This is a genomic window from Hirschia maritima DSM 19733 (genome assembly GCF_000378345.1).
Classification (GTDB): Bacteria; Pseudomonadota; Alphaproteobacteria; order Caulobacterales; family Hyphomonadaceae; genus Hirschia; species Hirschia maritima.
The window spans coordinates 94834-110873 of sequence record NZ_KB899549.1 but is presented as its reverse complement, the minus strand read 5'-3'; the positions used below and the strand labels follow the sequence as shown (position 1 = coordinate 110873).

The following is a 16040-nucleotide window of genomic DNA, read 5'->3' as shown; positions in this document are numbered from 1 at the left end:
TTAAACGCAAAAGGATGTTGTACCTAATATAGTCGGGCAAAACAAAGGCAGAGAAGGGCTCAATGGCCAATTCAGACAAAGAAAACTCAAAAGATTCAGTTTCAGACCCATTATCGGCGGTTTTGGCTGCACTAAAAACTGAAGCTGGTTCAAATGGGAAGCGAGGATTGCCACCTGTGCACCTATGGAACCCCGAGCATTGTGGCGATATCGGTATGGAGATTCGCAAAGATGGGACGTGGTGGCATGATGGCGGGATAATCGGACGCGAAAAAATAGTTCGTCTTTTTTCAACCATTCTTCGCAAAGATGAGGATGGGATTTATCTCGTTACACCTCATGAAAAAGTAATTGTGCATGTCGAAGATGCCCCGTTCATGGCTGTTCGAATAGATCGCCAAGAAATAGATGGTGAACAAGTCTTAGCCGTGACCACGAATGTTGGGGATGTTTTTGTAATTGACGCAGAACATCCATTGCGAGCCAGTTTTGATATTGAGACTGGAGAGACCACACCCTATGTCGAAGTAAGGGCGGGATTAGAGGCAAAGGTCGCGAGAGCACCGTTTTATGATCTTGTTGAATGGTCGGAACCATTGGATGAAGACAGAATTGGTGTGCGATCTTCTGGTATAATGTTTGAATTGGGATCGGTGATTGCTGAATGAGTTTTGTAGATAAACAGGATTTCCTCAATCGTGCGCAGTCTAAGCTAGCTAATCCATATGACGAGTTATTCGCGAATTTGGAACCACTTGAAACTGAAACTCCTTTTGTGCCTGGAGATGGAAGTGGTTTGCCTATTCGCAAGCTTCGTCCGGCTGCGGTGTTGTTTGGATTGATAGATCGCGGTGAAGATTTCGGCGTTGTATTTACGCAGCGGCCTCAAACTATGAAAGCACACGCTGGGCAGATAGCTTTGCCAGGCGGGAAACTTGAACAGGAAGAAAGCGTTGCGCAAGCAGCCGTGAGAGAAGCCGAAGAAGAAATTGGCATTCCGCGCGACCAAGTGGAATTAATTGGTCAGGCAGAACCATATCGCACTTTATCTGGTTTTTGCGTCTCTCTGATGGTTGGCGTGTTGCCAAATGATTTTGTGCCTAAGCCTTGCGAGCATGAAGTTGATGACGTTTTTGAAACACCTTTATCATTTTTGATGAGACCGGAAAATCACCAAGTTCACGAAGTCGAATGGGGTGGTGCTTTGCGTAGGTATTATGCGATGCCTCACAATAACAGAAATATATGGGGTGTTACGGCGGGAATGATCAAATCTCTTTATGATCGCCTTTACGACTCGCCTTGAATTGGACAAAATTACATAAAAGACAGGCTATTGATAATCAGAGCCGATAGATGAAGGAATGCAGGTATGACAAGGCGTATATTGATTGAGATCGCGCTCTTTTTGATCCCATTTCTTATATTTTTCATGTATCGCGCCGCATCAAAAAATATGAGCGTTAAAGATCGGTGGCCTTTGACGTGGTTAATTATTGCGGGTGGTGTTGTTGCAGGAATGGGGTTGTTGATTACTGCCTTGATACATCCGTCAGATAAGGGATTGTGTTTTCAGGCAGCACGCTATGAAAACCGGGTGTTTATTCCTGGTGAGAAAGTGCCGTGCGATGAAGTTATTACGCCGGTTAGCCGGGGAGCCACATCTGCTGCCGGTGATGATGGTGAAGAAATAATTCCGCTAGAATCTACGGCACGAAATTTGCCAACTGTCATGGAACCAGAAACTGGAAATTCCGAAGAGTCCGACGAGAATGGCAATTAATCTAACGAATAGACTACCTGTGCAGCCTTGGATGCAAGCCGATGGTGCGCGCCGTGTGATGCGTGCGCTAAATGCAGGTGCGCCAGATAGTGCTCGTTTTGTAGGTGGATGTGTTCGGAATGCTTTGTTGGGACAGCCTGTCGCTGATATTGATATTGCAACAAAATGGGAGCCAGAAGAGGTCTCTCGTCGATTAAAGGACGCGGATATTGCAGTCCATCTCACAGGAATTGAGCATGGAACCATTACGGCTGTAGCCAATAATCAACCTTACGAGATTACGACTCTTCGACGAGATGTATCAACTGATGGTCGTCGTGCGACAGTCGCTTTCACAACAGATTGGGCAGAAGATGCGCGTCGGCGTGATTTTCATGTGAATGCACTTTACTGTGATTTGATGGGAAATCTTGTTGATCCAACTGAGCGTGGGATTGCAGATTTACGAGAACAAAAAATTGCTTTCATTGGAGATGCAGATACTCGCCTACAGGAAGATTATCTGCGCATTTTGCGATTTTTTCGTTTTAACGCTTGGTATGGTTCCGGAAAGTTAGATGTCGACGGTTTAGGTGCGTGTATGCGTAACCGATCTGGCCTAGAATCCATTTCAGTGGAACGAATTTGGTCAGAGCTTAAAAAGTTATTGGCTGCAAAAGATCCGCGCGTTGTTGTTGAAGCCATGTCTCGAACGGGCGTTTTGCAATTTGTATTGCCAGAGGCCATAGGTTTGGATTTATTCAATGCTTTGGTAGCTTTGGAATTGGAGGAACATTTAGAGCCCGATCCATATTTGAGATTGTTGTCTCTCTATCCTAAAGAAATGGACATCGTTGCGGCTGATGTGCGTCGATTAAAGATGTCTAATAGAGAAAAAAATAGACTTCTAACAACAGCATCAGACGAGACCGACTTTTCTAAGGAATTTTCCGCTAAAAATTTTCGCTCTACAATTTATCGCATTGGGAAAGATGTCTTTCTTGGTCGAGCGCGTCTGGCTTGGGCTGTTCGCGGTAGGGAAGCAAATCATCGCTATTGGCGGGTTTTACTTCAATCAGCAGAAAAATATGAGCGTCCAGATTTTCCCATTAGTGGCGAACACATCATTGCAGTAGGGGTGCCGGAAGGCAAACCCGTTGGCGAGGTTTTGCGAAGTGTTAGAAATTGGTGGATTGAAGAAGATTTTCCATCTGATGTCGCATTGATCGCACGTAAGATGAGAGAATTGGCAGAAGAAGTGAAATTGCGGGAAGGCGCGCCTTCTCTTCAAATAGATTAAAAGTCTGGGCTGTTAAATAAGCCAGTCCAGCGAGCACCTTTTTGTAGCCCAAAAATGCCGCCAAGAATAGCAGAACCGCCTATGCACATAAATGCAATGGCTTTAGCTAGGATTTGGTGATTGGCTTCCATTTCCAGCAATTGTTCGTTCAGGCCACCATAAATAACAACACCCAAAACTAGCCCGACCATGCCCATAACAAAGGACACGACGAAAGTTGCGAGTGCTTTTATCAGCGTGAACAAGTGTCAAAACTCCATTATCGGCCCCGACTAATATGGAGCGAATTGATCTTATATTGAAGCTATATTTGTAAGAAGCAAGACTAAGGAGTTGTTCTTACGGCCATTTAACAACTGGCGGCATAGAAGATAGGATGGATTTTACATTCCCGCCCGTTTTTAAGCCAAATGTTGTTCCACGATCATAAAGTAAGTTGAATTCCACATAACGACCACGTTGGATTAGCTGCGCTTCGCGTTCATCTGCGCTCCAGCTTTGCGGCATACGATTGCTAACAATACTAGGGTATATTGCAGCAAATGCTTTTCCTACATCTTTTGTGAAGGCAAGGTCTGCATCCCAGTCATTCGTGTCGTGCCTGTCATAAAAAATACCACCAATTCCGCGTGGTTCATCACGATGTGGCAGATGGAAGTACTCATCGCACCAGTCCTTAAATCGTGGGTAATCAGCACCGTCATGTGCTTCACAAGCTGCTTTCATGGCGGCGTGAAATGCCTCAGAGTCAGGATTTTCCTGATTGCGCTGATAGTCCAAAAGAGGTGTTAAGTCCGCTCCGCCACCAAACCATGATTTGGATGTACATATCATGCGGGTATTCATGTGAACTGCTGGGACATGTGGATTGTGCATGTGAGCGATCAATGAAATTCCGGAAGCCCAAAATTTCCCGTCATTTTCTTCAGCGCCGGGGATTTGTTTTCTAAAATCTTCTGAAAACTCTCCATACACTGTGGAAGTGTGCACGCCGACCTTCTCAAACAGGCGACCTTTCATGATCGCCATATTGCCACCGCCAAGGTCCTCGTTTCCATCTCCGCGTTTCCAGGGAGTTGTTTCGAATACTCCGGCTTCGCCTTTATAGAGGGGGGGAGTAGCTTCTTTTTCCAACTCTTCAAATCGATTGATTATGTCAGCCTGCAATTCTTCAAACCAAGATTTTGCGATTGCTTTTCGTTCGTCCATTTGTTGGGAAGTTGTCTCTGACATATCTAATCTCTGCGGATTTGTTTTAATTTGTTGAATTGTCTTAGCGCGATGAAATTTTTTGTCTATGTAGAGGTAGTTCTAACTTTGAGGCCAATATGATTTTCCATACAACTCGATTGATTTCATTTCTAAGTATGGTGCTCTTGCTCGCCGCTTGTAGCAAGAATGAGCCAACTCACATTGAAAAAGTATGCATTAGTGAGGGCACAAGCGTAGCTGAGTGTCATTGCATGGCAAATAGTATTCAAAGTGTGTTGCCTGAAGAAAAGTATAAAGATCTTGAGAGCCGAGCTGAGGAAAGAGGGGCTCAAGGATTAGCCATTGCTATGATGGATCTGACGGATGTCGAGAAGCACTCTATAGGAACAGCATTGGGTGAAAATTGTGCATCAGGCAATGATGTTAATTCAAGTGAAGTTGATGCTTTAGAAGAACCGAAAGAAACAATGCAACACACTTTAGTTTCGGCATGCCAAGTGGGGGGAAACACAAAAAGCATGTGTGAGTGTTGGGCTAAGCACCTTGAAAACAATTTATCCACAGAAATATTCAATCGCTTGAAAGCGGCGGCTCAAACAGGCGGAAATACTGGTCTTTCAGAAGAAGTTTATACGCTTGATTCTGAAGTTCAAATGTCCGTTGGGGTTGTTTTGATGGAAGCTGGGCAAGTCTGCGCGACTGCAGAATAGACCAAATTGCTTTTGGGAAGCTTTTCTGATTTGGTCTTCTCCAACTTAGAAGAGAGAATTTTTATGAAGAAAACTATTGCGCTGGCAGTTTGTGCCCTAGCTTTGTCTGCATGTGGTGGAAATCACAAATCTACGCTTGTTAAAGCCTGCGTTGATGAGGGCGAAGACAAGAAAATGTGCGCTTGTCTAGCTGATGAATTGGAAGAAAACACAGACGAGAAGACTTTTGCGTTGCTGGCCAAGGCGGCTAAAAGCGGCGATTTAGAAGATGGTATCGATGGCATTCCCGCTGAGAAAAAAATTAGCGTAGGTCTTGCAATGATGGGTGCCGCAGCCAAGTGCGCGAAATAAAAAAGAGATAGAATTTAGTTAGATATGCCAGCTTGGTCCTAAAAAGGTCCAAGCTGGCTGTATAATTTAAGGCAGTTGATTGGTTTGCCTTAGCGCTTCATGCAAAGCGATTGCGGCACTGACGGAAACATTCAGTGACCTAGCATCTGGATTGAGTGGAATAACGCATCGAATATCTGCCGAATCATGGACATCATCCGGAACTCCAGCGCTCTCCCGACCAAATAAAAGTGTGTCACCTGATTCGAATTTTGTCTCCAAAAGAGGGGTTGCCCCCTTGGTAGTGAACAAAACCAACCGTCCTTTTTTACGATCAGGTGATTTTTTAAAACTTGACCAACTGTCATGAAGTTCATGGTCCACCAATGGTCCGTAATCCATTGCAGAACGGCGTAAAGCCTTGGCAGTTAAAGGAAAGCCGCAAGGACCAATAATATCCAATTTTGATGAAAAACATGCCGCTATTCGGAAATTAGATCCAAGATTTTGTGGAATGTCAGGTTGATAGAATGCGATCTGCAATGTAGTTGCTTCTCCTAATAAGTTTTCTGGGGCTGTTGCGACATCGCGTCACCGTGCGCTTTTTCGTAGCGATCTATAGAAGTTCCTGCAATAACTCCAATTGCGCTAGGGGTCTGTACGTTGTCTGACGCACACACATCAAATATCGAAGAAGACGGCGAAACTCGCCGTGACTTTATTCACATCGCCGCAGGTGCGGCATTCGCCGGTGGTACTGCCGCTGTTGCTTGGCCATTTATCAAGCAACTCGGTCCAGCTGCTGATACAAGAGCTGCATCCAGTGCGGAAGTAGATACATCAAAAATTCCAGTTGGCGGTGAAATCCGTGTGTTGATCGGTGGTAAACCTTTCTTCGTACGTCGTCGTACGGAATCAGAGATTACTGCTGCTGAAGCTGTAGACATTGCTAAATTGCCTGATCCTGAGACGGACGCTGAGCGTCTTGTTCCAATGCAGAATGGTGAGTTGAACAAAGCAATCCTTGTAACATCAGGGGCATGTACGCACTTAGGTTGTGTTCCAGTTGGTCCTGCTCAAGGGGCAACAGGTGATTTCGGTGGTTGGTACTGCCCATGTCACGGATCGCACTATGACACGTCAGGACGTATTCGTAAGGGGCCGGCTCCGACTAACTTGCCGGTACCAACTTACGCTTACTTGTCTGACACTCTCATCAAAATTTCGTTGTAAGGGGGCCAGTTTATGAGTGGACCGTCTACATACGAACCTAAAACCGGTTTTGAAAAATGGCTCGACACGCGCCTGCCGATTATTAGGTTTGCAAACGACACGGCGATTGATTTTCCAACGCCTAAAAACCTTAACTACTGGTGGACATTCGGTGGTATTCTTGCCGTCTGTCTGATTATTCAGATTGTTACAGGTATCGTTCTGGCCATGCACTATGTGCCTGATACAACAAAAGCTTTCGCATCAGTTGAGCGTATCATGCGCGATGTGGATTACGGGTGGTTGATCCGTTATATTCACGCAAACGGTGCTTCAATGTTCTTCCTTGCCGTTTATATCCACATGTTCCGTGGTTTGTACTACGGATCATATAAAGCTCCACGTGAGGTCCTCTGGATCCTTGGTGTGGTAATTTATCTAGTTATGATGGGAACAGCATTCTTAGGTTATGTGCTTCCATGGGGACAAATGTCCTATCACGGTGCCAGCGTTATCACATCTTTGATCGGTGCAATTCCGCTTGTTGGTGATACTGTGAAGACATTCCTTCAAGGTGGACCAGCTATTGGTGATCCCACTCTGAACCGTTTCTTCTCACTTCACTATCTATTGCCGTTTGTGATCTTTGGTATCGTTGTACTGCACGTATGGGCGCTACACGTTCCTGGAAACAACAACCCAACAGGTGTGTCTGTTAAGGATGTGAAGAAGGACACTGTTCCTTTCCACCCTTACTACACAGTGAAAGATGGTTTTGCGATCCTCGTTTTCTTGATGATCTTTGCTTATTTTGTGTTCTACGCACCGAATTCTCTAGGTCACACTGATAACTATATTGAAGCTAACCCGCTTCAAACGCCTGCGCACATTGTGCCTGAATGGTATCTACTTCCATTCTACGCCATCCTGCGTGCGATCACGTTCGACATTGGTCCTATCGATGCGAAACTAGGTGGTGTTATAGCGATGTTTGGTGCGATTGCGATCTTGTTCGTGCTTCCTTGGTTGGACACATCAAAAGTGCGTTCTATGCGTTACCGTCCATTGGCTAAACAATTCTTCTTATTGTTTGTTGTTTGTGGAATTGGTCTTGGTTTTGCTGGTGCTAACAACCCAGATGATCTTCTCTTCAAATTCCGTGAAGACCAGCTTGTTGTAGCTTACACTGACGAAGCGGGTAACTCAGCTAAATCTGAAGGGTTTGCAGAATATCATGATGCAAAACACTTCATGGAAGAGTTGCCAGAAGCAGCTAACCCAGGCCTTGAAATCTCTAAATCAGGTTTCAAATGGCTATGGTTTGCTCAGCTAATGTCGCTTTACTATTTCGCCTATTTCGTAGTTATCCTGCCTGTTCTTGGTGTGATTGAAAAACCAAAACCACGTCCTGCATCAATTGCAGACAGTGTTCTTGGTCACGCTAAACCGGCTGGTGGTACACCAATCCCAGGTGCAGCCAATGGCTCGCCAGCTCGTGACGACGCTTAAGGAGATTTGACATTATGCGTATTTTCAAACTCCTCGCTATTGCAGCAACATCACTGGGCCTTGTGACATCTGCTCACGCGGCCGGTGGTGCAAAGCATGCTCACGCGCCGGAAGAAGGTTGGACATTCGAAGGTACTTTCGGATATTTCGATCAGGCTCAGCTTCAACGTGGATACAAAGTGTACAGACAAGTCTGTGCAGCTTGTCACGGCATGGATCTGATGCGTTTTCGCAATTTGGGACAAAAGGGTGGGCCGTTTCACGACCACAACTACCCGAACCCAAATGATAATCCGATTATTAAGCAGCTAGCTGCTGACTCTGCTGAAGTTGATATCATCAATCAGGAAGATGGTTCAGATGACGTACGTACACGTAACTCATCAGATCCATTCCCGAACCCATATGCAAATTCGGCTCAAGGTCGTTACGCAAACAATGGGGCTCTACCGCCTGATTTGTCTGTTATCACGAAAGCGCGTCACGGTGGTGCATCATACATCTATTCATTGTTGACTGGTTACCCGTCTGAAAAAGACATGGCGACAAAGTATGCAAAGCTGACTGTTCCTGATGGTCAGTATTACAACCCTTACTTTGCAGGTGATGTAACTCCGAACTGGGCAGGTGACCCGCGTCACCGCCACTATGACGGTTCAGAGCACGATAAAGACATGCTTCCTTCAGGTGGTATGTTGGCGATGGCTCCACCTCTTGGCGATGACATGATCGAATATGACGACGGTACACCGGCGACTGTAGATCAGATGGCTAAAGATGTATCTGCTTTCCTAACATGGGCAGGTGAGCCTAAAGCTGAAACACGTAAGAAGCTTGGATTTGCTGTGATGATCTATCTCTTGATCCTGACAGTCCTTGTTTATCTATCTTACAAGCAACTCTGGCGGAATGTAGAACACTAACTCCCGCACAGATTTGACGAATTTGAGAGGGCCGTAGTGTTAATTCACTGCGGCCCTTTTGCTTGTTGCCCATTCGGAACAAAGGAGGTTGTAAAATGGCAATTCTAAATACTGATGCAGCTATTCGTGATTTAACGGAGCGATTGCTACAACAGCAGCTTCCCAAAGCTGAATGGACGCACGAAGCCCATCTTGCAGCTGCTATATGTCTACATACGGAATATGCTGATTTTGATCTGAAATCAGATATGAAAGCGGTTATCTGTGCGCACAATGAAAGCGTCCATACACCTAATTCTGAAACTGAGGGCTATCATCACACAATAACGTTATTCTATTCGAATTTGGTTGAGGATGTATGTGCCCATTTTTCAGGTAAGTACTCCATCAGTAAAGTTTTAGAAGCAGTTATGATTTCTACTATCGGGGATAAAAAATACACGTTAGGGTTTTATTCTGAGGAGTTGTTGTTTTCTGTTTTAGCCAGAAAACAATGGGTTGAACCAGACCTAAAATCATTGGACTTTATTGGTGAAGATGTTGAAAGAAGTTTATCAAAATTTTCTAATAACCGGAGCGAAATGATATGAAAAAGTGGATTCTCGGCGTGATTGGCGGCTCTGGTCTTTATGAGATTGATGGCGTTGAAAATGGCCGATGGGAGCGTATAGAGTCTCCATGGGGCCCAGCTTCTGATGAAGTTTATCGAGGAACTTTGAACGGCATTGATATTGTATTTCTGCCGCGGCATGGACGCGGTCATAATATCTCTCCCACGCATCTAAATTTTCGTGCAAATATAGATGTTTTAAAGCGTTGCGGCGTGACAGATATACTTTCGCTTTCAGCGGTGGGTTCATTGCGGGAAGATTACAAACCGGGTGATTTTGTGATGGTAGATCAATTTATTGATCGAACTTTCGCACGGGAGAAAAGTTTTTTCGGGCAAGGGGTTGTTGCGCACGTATCCATGGCGCATCCTGTATGTGAACGTTTGGCGCATATGGCGGCAGACGCAGCCGACTTGCTAGATGTCACCGTGCATCGCGGCGGGACCTATCTTGTGATGGAAGGCCCGCAATTTTCTACATTGGCAGAGTCTAAACTTTATCGCCAATGGGGCTGCGATGTGATCGGCATGACAAATATGCCGGAAGCTAAACTCGCACGTGAAGCTGAGATGTCTTATGCAACAATTGGTATGGTGACAGATTATGATTGCTGGCATGAAGAAGAAGATAATGTGTCGGTAACGAATGTGCTGGAGGTGCTTAAAGGCAATGCAGATTTAGCGCGTGCCACTGTAAAGAACATCGTTGAAGCTATGACGAAAATGGATCGTAGACCTACTGATCAAGGTATTGAAACAGGGCTTGATTTTGCTCTAATTACCCCACCAGAAGCGCGTGATTCCAAATTATTGAATAAACTAGATGCTGTTGCAGGAAGAGTTTTAAAATGAGTGTAAAACTTTATATCGGAAACAAAAATTATTCTTCTTGGTCTATGCGCCCGTGGTTGTGCTTGAAAAAAGCAGGGATCGAGTTTGAAGAAGAGATTATCCCTCTTGATGTTCCAGGGTTCAAAGAAAAAATATTGTCTGTGTCCAGTGCTGGAACTGTACCAATTCTCGAGGTGGATGGCGCAATTATCACGGAGAGCTTGGCTATCGCTGAGTGGGCAGCGGAACAAGCTAAAAGCCTATGGCCTATAGATAGTTTAGTGCGTGCAGAGGCGCGCGCGGCCGCAAGCTTAATGCATGCTGGATTCGGTAGCATTCGCGAGCATTGGCCGATGAATATCCGCTCGAAGGCTACAGCACCTCATCATGAAGCAGCGTTGGCTGACGCAGTAAAAATTGATGCATTCTGGAGCGGTTGGCTTGAAAAATATGCGACTGATGAAAAACCATTCTTGTTTGGAGATTGGTCAATTGCAGATGCATTTTATGCACCAGTGGTCACACGCTTTCAAACTTATGGCGCGCCTCGTTCTGACAGGGCTCAAAAATATATTGAAGCGATGGAAGCTGAGCCTGTATTTAGAGAATGGGCGGCTGCTGCTCAAACTGAAGAATGGGTATTGAAAGATACTGATTCTTATTTGACCTAAACAAATGAATTTGTAGGTCCCAGACAGAGAGAGATAATGGCGCTGGATCGTGTGCGATTTGAAGTTGGTGAATATTTGCTCGTCCCATTAGAGGAAGTTGATGCAGATAAAATCGCTTTGTTTCACACACGCAATCGCGAAAGATTTGCGCCATATGCTCCTCTTAGAACTGAATTTTTCTATACTGCTGAACACTGGGTTAGAGCAAAATCCCGTTCCAAGAAAGAACGACGACAAGAGACTGCTCTACGCTGGATGCTGGTGGATAAAAAGGGTGTTTATGCACAAATAGGATTGGATCAGATAACGCGTGGTGTCGTTCAGGCTGCATCACTTGGTTATGTTTTAGATGAGACATTAGAAGGACAAGGGGTGATGACAGCGTGTTTGAAGCACGTATTGAGACACGCATTTGAAGCGCTAGATCTTCATAGAGTTGTTGCCAATCACATACCAGAAAATTCAAAATCAGAGGCAGTGCTCACTCGGTTGGGGTTCGAAAAAGAAGGATTGGCTAAATCTTATTTGAAGCTAGAAGGGGTTTGGAAAGATCATGTTTTAAATGCATTGATCAATCCAGCGCACAAAGACACTTAGTCCGTAAAAGGGGGCTTGCATGGATTTAACGCAATTTATCCGCACCATTCCAGATTATCCAAAACCGGGAATTATGTTTCGCGATGTCACGACCTTAATGGGGCACCCTCAAGCCTTTCGCCGTGCCGTGGATGAGTTGGTACAGTCCTTTGCAGGGCTGAAGATAGATAAAGTAGCTGGCATAGAGGCGCGTGGGTTTATTCTTGGTGGCGCGTGTGCACATCAATTATCATGTGGATTTGTACCTCTGCGTAAAAAAGGAAAACTGCCTTACAACGCAATTTCTCAATCATATGAGCTTGAATACGGAACAGATGAATTAGAAATGCATGAGGATGCAGTGTCTAAAGGAGAGCGAGTTTTACTGGTGGACGATTTAATCGCAACAGGCGGAACAGCCGAAGCTGGAATAAAATTGCTAGAAAAGGGGGGGGCTAAAGTTGAAGCAGCTGTTTTCCTTGTCGACCTACCAGAATTGGGTGGAGCCAAAAAAATAGAGGATTTAGGGGTGCCAACTGTGTCTCTAATGGCATTTGATGGACATTAATTGGGTTTTGCCAAGGATTCAGAAAGGATTCATGGGCAATAAACATATCTGATTGCAATTGGCCCATTGACCCAGAGGCCAATGCACCACACTTAATGTGTAATAATTTTTTTCCCGAACGCTCTGGGAGCATAAAACGAACCATGACTATGAGACTGGACGACGAAACAAACGAAAAGCCACTAGGCGAACCAAATGCGTTTCTAGAGGAAGCGCTTTTTAAAGCCCGTACGATTTTGCTAACTGGCGGCATTGATGACAATCAGGCACGTCGTGTCTGTGAGCGCCTTTTAGCTCTTTCATCTGAAAGTACAGATCCGATCCTATTGGTTCTGTCTTCACCAGGTGGGCATGTTGAATCAGGTGATATGATTCATGATATGATCAAATTTGTTCCTGCGCCAGTCAAAGTGCTTGGGACAGGGTGGGTCGCGTCTGCAGGTGCATTGATTTACTCTGCTGCACAAAAAGAAAACCGTTTTGCTTCACCGAATACTCGCTTCCTTCTTCACGAACCACGCGGTGGCGTAGGTGGACAAGCATCAGACGTGCAGATCCAAGCTAACGAAATTATCAAAATGCGCGAACGTCTAAACAAGATCTTTGCAGCAGCTACAGGTAAAGCGCTTAAGAAAATTCAAGAAGACACGGATCGTGACTTCTGGATGAGTGCTGAAGAAGCTGTGAAATATGGTCTTGTCGGCAAAATCGTCACATCTCAAAAAGAAATTCTGGACTAGTCTCAAAGACCTGTTCTGAAAGAAATAGACCATGCAGTCCTTTGTGATTGCGTGGTTTTTTTGTTGGTGGCTGGATCGGACCCGAAGGAGCCGTTTCCATTAGATGATTTAAAAACTCAAGAAGCTAGTATTTTACACATCCAATACTGTTAATGATGTAAGCTAATTTACTCCCGCCTGCACCTTCAGCAAACACAAATGGCAATGTTTCATCTTTCTGTCGAACATCACCTTTGGTTCCCATTTGCACAGAGGTAACACCCGGTGCATAAAGCATGTGATGTCCAGGAAAAACCCGCTCAGTCACTTTACCTGTTTCTAAATCCAGTAATACATCGCCTGCAATCATATAGGCGATACCAGTTTTTTCAGATGAATGGAAAATACCGTTTCTAAAACTGCTTTCAATTTTTTGCTTGATGACAGGAGTGGTAAGTCCCTCAGCCAGCCATTTACCAACTGATAACATGACAGGCACATAAGATGAATGGCCTTCACGATCCCAACATGTTGGTTTGAAAGTATAAGTGCCGTAAAAAAATGCATCTCGATTGACCAAGCATATAAATTCGTTTTTGCCTTGCCTGTGAAGTTTATAACCTTCTGATTTTGTATATACATATATAGTAGCATCATCTCGCAAATGTTCTGGTGCGCCCATTACAGCGAGGTTGGCTTCTTGGTCGGGATTAAACTCCGTATTTAGTACTGACCGTGCTTTCAATTGTTCTTTAGTTTCTTCTGAAAATACACCTTTTTGAGCAAATGCTGTTCCAGCAAAGCCAACGGATAATATAAAGACTGACATCGCGAAAATTTTAATATGCATGGGTTCTCATCTATTTATTTGAGTAGAATATTTTACATTACTGCCATGAGTTTATCTTCGTAAAAAGGACAAAGGTCCCCCAAAAACAGACATATAAGGTCTTGCTCTAATATATGTTCTACAGCTCAATTATTCTTATTTCCATTCTGCTGAATGTCACTTTTTGGCGAAGAAGCGGCCCAATCCTGTTGTTGTTTTGGGAAGGGGCGTACATAGAAGTGCTGAATCTTGATAAGTCTGCATCAAGGCGAAAGCAAAAGCGATGGATGGTTTATCATCTAATCTGACCCAATTTGGCCATATTGGCGGCGCACAGACTAGCATTGCGTGGCTATGTCTTTTTCAATTTTTGCTACTTTGCGTATTTGGTCAAAATATCAGCGTAGAGTTGGGCTGTTTGCGGCATCGATGTTTATCAATGCTCTCGTATTGCTATCAATTTTGTCACTAACGGATAGTCGCGGCCCTCAGTTTCAGCCAGTGAATTTTGAAGATAATTTTGATGTGATCGAAATCGAATTTGTCGATGAGATTATCGAAGCACCCTCGGATGAACCACAGATCGAAATTAAACCTGAAGATCATGAAGACGAAGCTCCATTGAAAGAAGAAATTCCACAGCTTGAAAGAGAAGCAACTCAAGAGCCTGTTCAGGAATTGAAGGAACCAACCGAGGAGGTTGTAGAACCAGAGACAGATGAAGAAATAGAAGAGAAAAAGATAGAGCTAGCTATATCACCAAGATGGCAAGTAGATCGATCTGGACTAACTTTGGAAGAACAATCTACTGGTGTTTTCCTCTCGAATGATGGCGTTGGTAGTGGTGTTGATGGTGAAGTTGCTAAAATTAGAAGAGCGCTGAACATGGCAGCCTGTTTGGACATCGAAACAGCACGCAGAGCAGGGGCAGCGTGCGCTGAATTGGGAGCTATAGCTCGATACGCAACGAATAACCCGCTTCAGCAACGTGTTATCTCTAAATTTGCAAATCAGTTTCAAAGATCTCAAGCCGTACCATTTATAGAAAAACAAGGGTTTGATCCATCGAAGGGGCCGCTGCCTGAAGGTATGGCGTCGTCGGATTCGCGTTCTCGAGGGGGCGGCGTATCTACCAGTGCATTGCCAGACCCACACCCGCATGCCTATGACGAAGTCACCCGTGGCAATTAAATTAAGCTTTCCTCTTGGAATAGTGGAGTGAGAAGCGTAAAGCTGACGGCCTGTTTTAACTGAGCGAGCTAAATTCGTGAATTATCGTCATGCTTTTCACGTCGGCAATTTTGCTGACATATTGAAACACCTTGTTCTGGCACTCTGCATTGAGAATTTGAAGAAGAAGGAAAAACCGTTTCGCTATATCGATACGCATGCTGGTATTGGCCGTTATGACCTAACGGGTGACGAAGCTCGCCGTAGTCCGGAATGGCAAGAAGGTATTGCTAGATTGTGGAATGCCTATGTTGAAGGTAAAATTCCAGACGATTTGTTGCCTATACTTCAGCCATATTTGGATGTAATTGGCGAAGTGAACTTCTTTGATGAACCTCAACCTGAATTGGAAAGCTATCCGGGATCACCTGATTTGGCTGCATCAATGATGCGCGAGCAGGACACGTTGCGCCTGACAGAGCTGCATCCAGCTGACAAAGAAACGCTATCTGATCATTTCTTCCGTGATAAGCGCGTAAAAATTGAGAACCGTAATGGGTATGAAGCGCTTAAGGCATATATGCCACCCCCTGAGCGCCGTGGTGTTGTATTGGTTGATCCACCTTTCGAGCACCGTGATGAGCTTGCACACATGGCCAAAGCAGCGATGAGTGGTATTTCGCGCTGGCCTACCGGGACCTTTATTTTCTGGCGTCCCTTAAAAGATATGGAAAATACGACAAAGTTTGATGATGGTCTGGCGGAATGGGCGCTTGATGACATGGAGCTTTCTCACGAGAAAGTTGTTTTGGCTGACTTATGGGTGAAAGAAATCGTCGAGCCTGGCCCACTGTGCGGCGCGGGTGTTGTCATTGTGAACCCACCATATGGACTGGAAGATGCGCTAATGAAAGTGCTGCCTTGGCTCACTGAGCTTTTGCAGCAGGGGGATGGTGCTGGCTGGAGGGTTAACTCACCAGAACCTATTCCCGAAGAGGTAGAGCTTGATGCAGAGAAAGAAGCTGAGAGCTTCAATCCAGATGATGGCAATATTGAGCTAAGCGATGAAGAACTTGCTGCACTCGGAATCGACCCAAAAGACTTTTAA

General features: G+C 44.9%; 21 protein-coding genes. 17 read left to right on the top strand and 4 right to left on the bottom strand.

The features are described from left to right. Positions 1–62: 62 nt before the first annotated feature. The 4 genes from F551_RS0115055 to F551_RS0115040 all read left to right on the top strand — a co-directional run bounded on the left by F551_RS0115055 (position 63) and on the right by F551_RS0115040 (position 3062). Positions 63–668: a DUF1285 domain-containing protein gene (locus F551_RS0115055; protein WP_018998357.1), complete on the top strand. Its 606-nt coding sequence runs from the start codon at positions 63–65 to the stop codon at positions 666–668. Further along, entirely contained in the window at positions 665–1306 is a 642-nt protein-coding gene (locus F551_RS0115050; protein ID WP_018998356.1) for an NUDIX hydrolase, read from the top strand. Before F551_RS0115055 ends, F551_RS0115050 begins: the two co-directional genes overlap by 4 nt. Before the next feature lie 66 nt (positions 1307–1372). Continuing rightward, positions 1373–1783 (top strand): DUF6111 family protein, encoded by a 411-nt coding sequence (locus tag F551_RS0115045; protein WP_018998355.1) that lies wholly within the window; start codon positions 1373–1375, stop codon positions 1781–1783. Then, positions 1773–3062 (top strand): CCA tRNA nucleotidyltransferase, encoded by a 1290-nt coding sequence (locus F551_RS0115040; protein WP_018998354.1) that lies wholly within the window; start codon positions 1773–1775, stop codon positions 3060–3062. Before F551_RS0115045 ends, F551_RS0115040 begins: the two co-directional genes overlap by 11 nt. Here the strand turns inward: F551_RS0115040 and F551_RS0115035 are convergent. After that, positions 3059–3307 (bottom strand): hypothetical protein, encoded by a 249-nt coding sequence (locus F551_RS0115035; protein WP_018998353.1) that lies wholly within the window; start codon positions 3305–3307, stop codon positions 3059–3061. The two genes, F551_RS0115040 and F551_RS0115035, sit on opposite strands and share 4 nt — an antisense overlap. Positions 3308–3401: 94 nt before the next feature. Continuing rightward, on the bottom strand, positions 3402–4295 hold the full coding sequence (gene hemF, locus F551_RS0115030) for an oxygen-dependent coproporphyrinogen oxidase (protein ID WP_018998352.1): 894 nt from the start codon (positions 4293–4295) through the stop codon (positions 3402–3404). Between the two features lie 230 nt (positions 4296–4525). Between hemF and F551_RS0115025 the strand changes: the two genes are divergently transcribed. Together F551_RS0115025 and F551_RS0115020 are read left to right on the top strand one after the other, a co-directional pair. Continuing rightward, positions 4526–4984 carry a hypothetical protein gene (locus F551_RS0115025; protein ID WP_155826088.1) on the top strand — a complete coding sequence of 153 codons (459 nt, stop codon included), beginning with the start codon at positions 4526–4528 and terminating at the stop codon, positions 4982–4984. A gap of 63 nt (positions 4985–5047) precedes the next feature. After that, a complete protein-coding gene (locus tag F551_RS0115020) occupies positions 5048–5335 on the top strand; it encodes a hypothetical protein (RefSeq protein WP_018998350.1) in 288 nt (95 codons plus the stop codon). Between the two features lie 66 nt (positions 5336–5401). On the opposite strand, the gene F551_RS0115015 is transcribed toward F551_RS0115020, so the two are convergent. After that, complete coding sequence (locus F551_RS0115015; RefSeq protein WP_018998349.1) at positions 5402–5857, bottom strand: tRNA (cytidine(34)-2'-O)-methyltransferase; 456 nt, start codon at positions 5855–5857, stop codon at positions 5402–5404. A gap of 120 nt (positions 5858–5977) precedes the next feature. Between F551_RS0115015 and petA the strand changes: the two genes are divergently transcribed. The 9 genes from petA to F551_RS0114970 all read left to right on the top strand — a co-directional run bounded on the left by petA (position 5978) and on the right by F551_RS0114970 (position 12954). Beyond that, positions 5978–6547, top strand: a complete 570-nt coding sequence (petA, locus tag F551_RS0115010; protein ID WP_018998348.1) for a ubiquinol-cytochrome c reductase iron-sulfur subunit — start codon at positions 5978–5980, stop codon at positions 6545–6547. Positions 6548–6559: 12 nt separating this feature from the next. Then, complete coding sequence (locus tag F551_RS0115005) at positions 6560–8035, top strand: cytochrome b (protein ID WP_018998347.1); 1476 nt, start codon at positions 6560–6562, stop codon at positions 8033–8035. A 14-nt stretch (positions 8036–8049) separates the two neighbouring features. Beyond that, entirely contained in the window at positions 8050–8958 is a 909-nt protein-coding gene (locus F551_RS0115000) for a cytochrome c1 (RefSeq protein ID WP_018998346.1), read from the top strand. A 95-nt stretch (positions 8959–9053) separates the two neighbouring features. Beyond that, positions 9054–9548 (top strand): hypothetical protein, encoded by a 495-nt coding sequence (locus tag F551_RS16790; protein ID WP_018998345.1) that lies wholly within the window; start codon positions 9054–9056, stop codon positions 9546–9548. Further along, on the top strand, positions 9545–10420 hold the full coding sequence (locus F551_RS0114990; protein WP_018998344.1) for an S-methyl-5'-thioadenosine phosphorylase: 876 nt from the start codon (positions 9545–9547) through the stop codon (positions 10418–10420). Before F551_RS16790 ends, F551_RS0114990 begins: the two co-directional genes overlap by 4 nt. Beyond that, entirely contained in the window at positions 10417–11070 is a 654-nt protein-coding gene (locus tag F551_RS0114985; RefSeq protein ID WP_018998343.1) for a glutathione S-transferase family protein, read from the top strand. Before F551_RS0114990 ends, F551_RS0114985 begins: the two co-directional genes overlap by 4 nt. A 36-nt stretch (positions 11071–11106) precedes the next feature. Continuing rightward, positions 11107–11667 (top strand): GNAT family N-acetyltransferase, encoded by a 561-nt coding sequence (locus F551_RS0114980; RefSeq protein WP_018998342.1) that lies wholly within the window; start codon positions 11107–11109, stop codon positions 11665–11667. Between the two features lie 19 nt (positions 11668–11686). After that, positions 11687–12214 carry an adenine phosphoribosyltransferase gene (locus F551_RS0114975; protein WP_018998341.1) on the top strand — a complete coding sequence of 176 codons (528 nt, stop codon included), beginning with the start codon at positions 11687–11689 and terminating at the stop codon, positions 12212–12214. A 143-nt stretch (positions 12215–12357) separates the two neighbouring features. After that, positions 12358–12954 carry an ATP-dependent Clp protease proteolytic subunit gene (locus F551_RS0114970; protein ID WP_018998340.1) on the top strand — a complete coding sequence of 199 codons (597 nt, stop codon included), beginning with the start codon at positions 12358–12360 and terminating at the stop codon, positions 12952–12954. 124 nt (positions 12955–13078) lie between these two features. Here F551_RS0114970 and F551_RS0114965 read toward each other — a convergent pair whose 3' ends face one another. Next, entirely contained in the window at positions 13079–13783 is a 705-nt protein-coding gene (locus tag F551_RS0114965) for a hypothetical protein (RefSeq protein WP_018998339.1), read from the bottom strand. 333 nt (positions 13784–14116) lie between these two features. Between F551_RS0114965 and F551_RS0114955 the strand changes: the two genes are divergently transcribed. Then, a complete protein-coding gene (locus F551_RS0114955) occupies positions 14117–14953 on the top strand; it encodes a hypothetical protein (protein ID WP_018998337.1) in 837 nt (278 codons plus the stop codon). A gap of 76 nt (positions 14954–15029) precedes the next feature. After that, on the top strand, positions 15030–16040 hold the full coding sequence (locus F551_RS0114950) for a 23S rRNA (adenine(2030)-N(6))-methyltransferase RlmJ (RefSeq protein WP_018998336.1): 1011 nt from the start codon (positions 15030–15032) through the stop codon (positions 16038–16040).

What these genes read in the sequence shown, in the direction of transcription:
- F551_RS0115055 (WP_018998357.1), top strand. Translation starts at nt 63, where the DNA reads ATGGCCAATTCAGACAAAGAAAACTCAAAAGATTCAGTTTCAGACCCA.
- F551_RS0115050 (WP_018998356.1), top strand. Translation starts at nt 665, where the DNA reads ATGAGTTTTGTAGATAAACAGGATTTCCTCAATCGTGCGCAGTCTAAG.
- F551_RS0115045 (WP_018998355.1), top strand. Translation starts at nt 1,373, where the DNA reads ATGACAAGGCGTATATTGATTGAGATCGCGCTCTTTTTGATCCCATTT.
- F551_RS0115040 (WP_018998354.1), top strand. Translation starts at nt 1,773, where the DNA reads ATGGCAATTAATCTAACGAATAGACTACCTGTGCAGCCTTGGATGCAA.
- hemF (WP_018998352.1), bottom strand. Translation starts at nt 4,295, where the DNA reads ATGTCAGAGACAACTTCCCAACAAATGGACGAACGAAAAGCAATCGCA.
- F551_RS0115025 (WP_155826088.1), top strand. Translation starts at nt 4,526, where the DNA reads ATGGCAAATAGTATTCAAAGTGTGTTGCCTGAAGAAAAGTATAAAGAT.
- F551_RS0115020 (WP_018998350.1), top strand. Translation starts at nt 5,048, where the DNA reads ATGAAGAAAACTATTGCGCTGGCAGTTTGTGCCCTAGCTTTGTCTGCA.
- F551_RS0115005 (WP_018998347.1), top strand. Translation starts at nt 6,560, where the DNA reads ATGAGTGGACCGTCTACATACGAACCTAAAACCGGTTTTGAAAAATGG.
- F551_RS0115000 (WP_018998346.1), top strand. Translation starts at nt 8,050, where the DNA reads ATGCGTATTTTCAAACTCCTCGCTATTGCAGCAACATCACTGGGCCTT.
- F551_RS16790 (WP_018998345.1), top strand. Translation starts at nt 9,054, where the DNA reads ATGGCAATTCTAAATACTGATGCAGCTATTCGTGATTTAACGGAGCGA.
- F551_RS0114990 (WP_018998344.1), top strand. Translation starts at nt 9,545, where the DNA reads ATGAAAAAGTGGATTCTCGGCGTGATTGGCGGCTCTGGTCTTTATGAG.
- F551_RS0114985 (WP_018998343.1), top strand. Translation starts at nt 10,417, where the DNA reads ATGAGTGTAAAACTTTATATCGGAAACAAAAATTATTCTTCTTGGTCT.
- F551_RS0114980 (WP_018998342.1), top strand. Translation starts at nt 11,107, where the DNA reads ATGGCGCTGGATCGTGTGCGATTTGAAGTTGGTGAATATTTGCTCGTC.
- F551_RS0114975 (WP_018998341.1), top strand. Translation starts at nt 11,687, where the DNA reads ATGGATTTAACGCAATTTATCCGCACCATTCCAGATTATCCAAAACCG.
- F551_RS0114970 (WP_018998340.1), top strand. Translation starts at nt 12,358, where the DNA reads ATGACTATGAGACTGGACGACGAAACAAACGAAAAGCCACTAGGCGAA.
- F551_RS0114965 (WP_018998339.1), bottom strand. Translation starts at nt 13,783, where the DNA reads ATGCATATTAAAATTTTCGCGATGTCAGTCTTTATATTATCCGTTGGC.
- F551_RS0114955 (WP_018998337.1), top strand. Translation starts at nt 14,117, where the DNA reads ATGTCTTTTTCAATTTTTGCTACTTTGCGTATTTGGTCAAAATATCAG.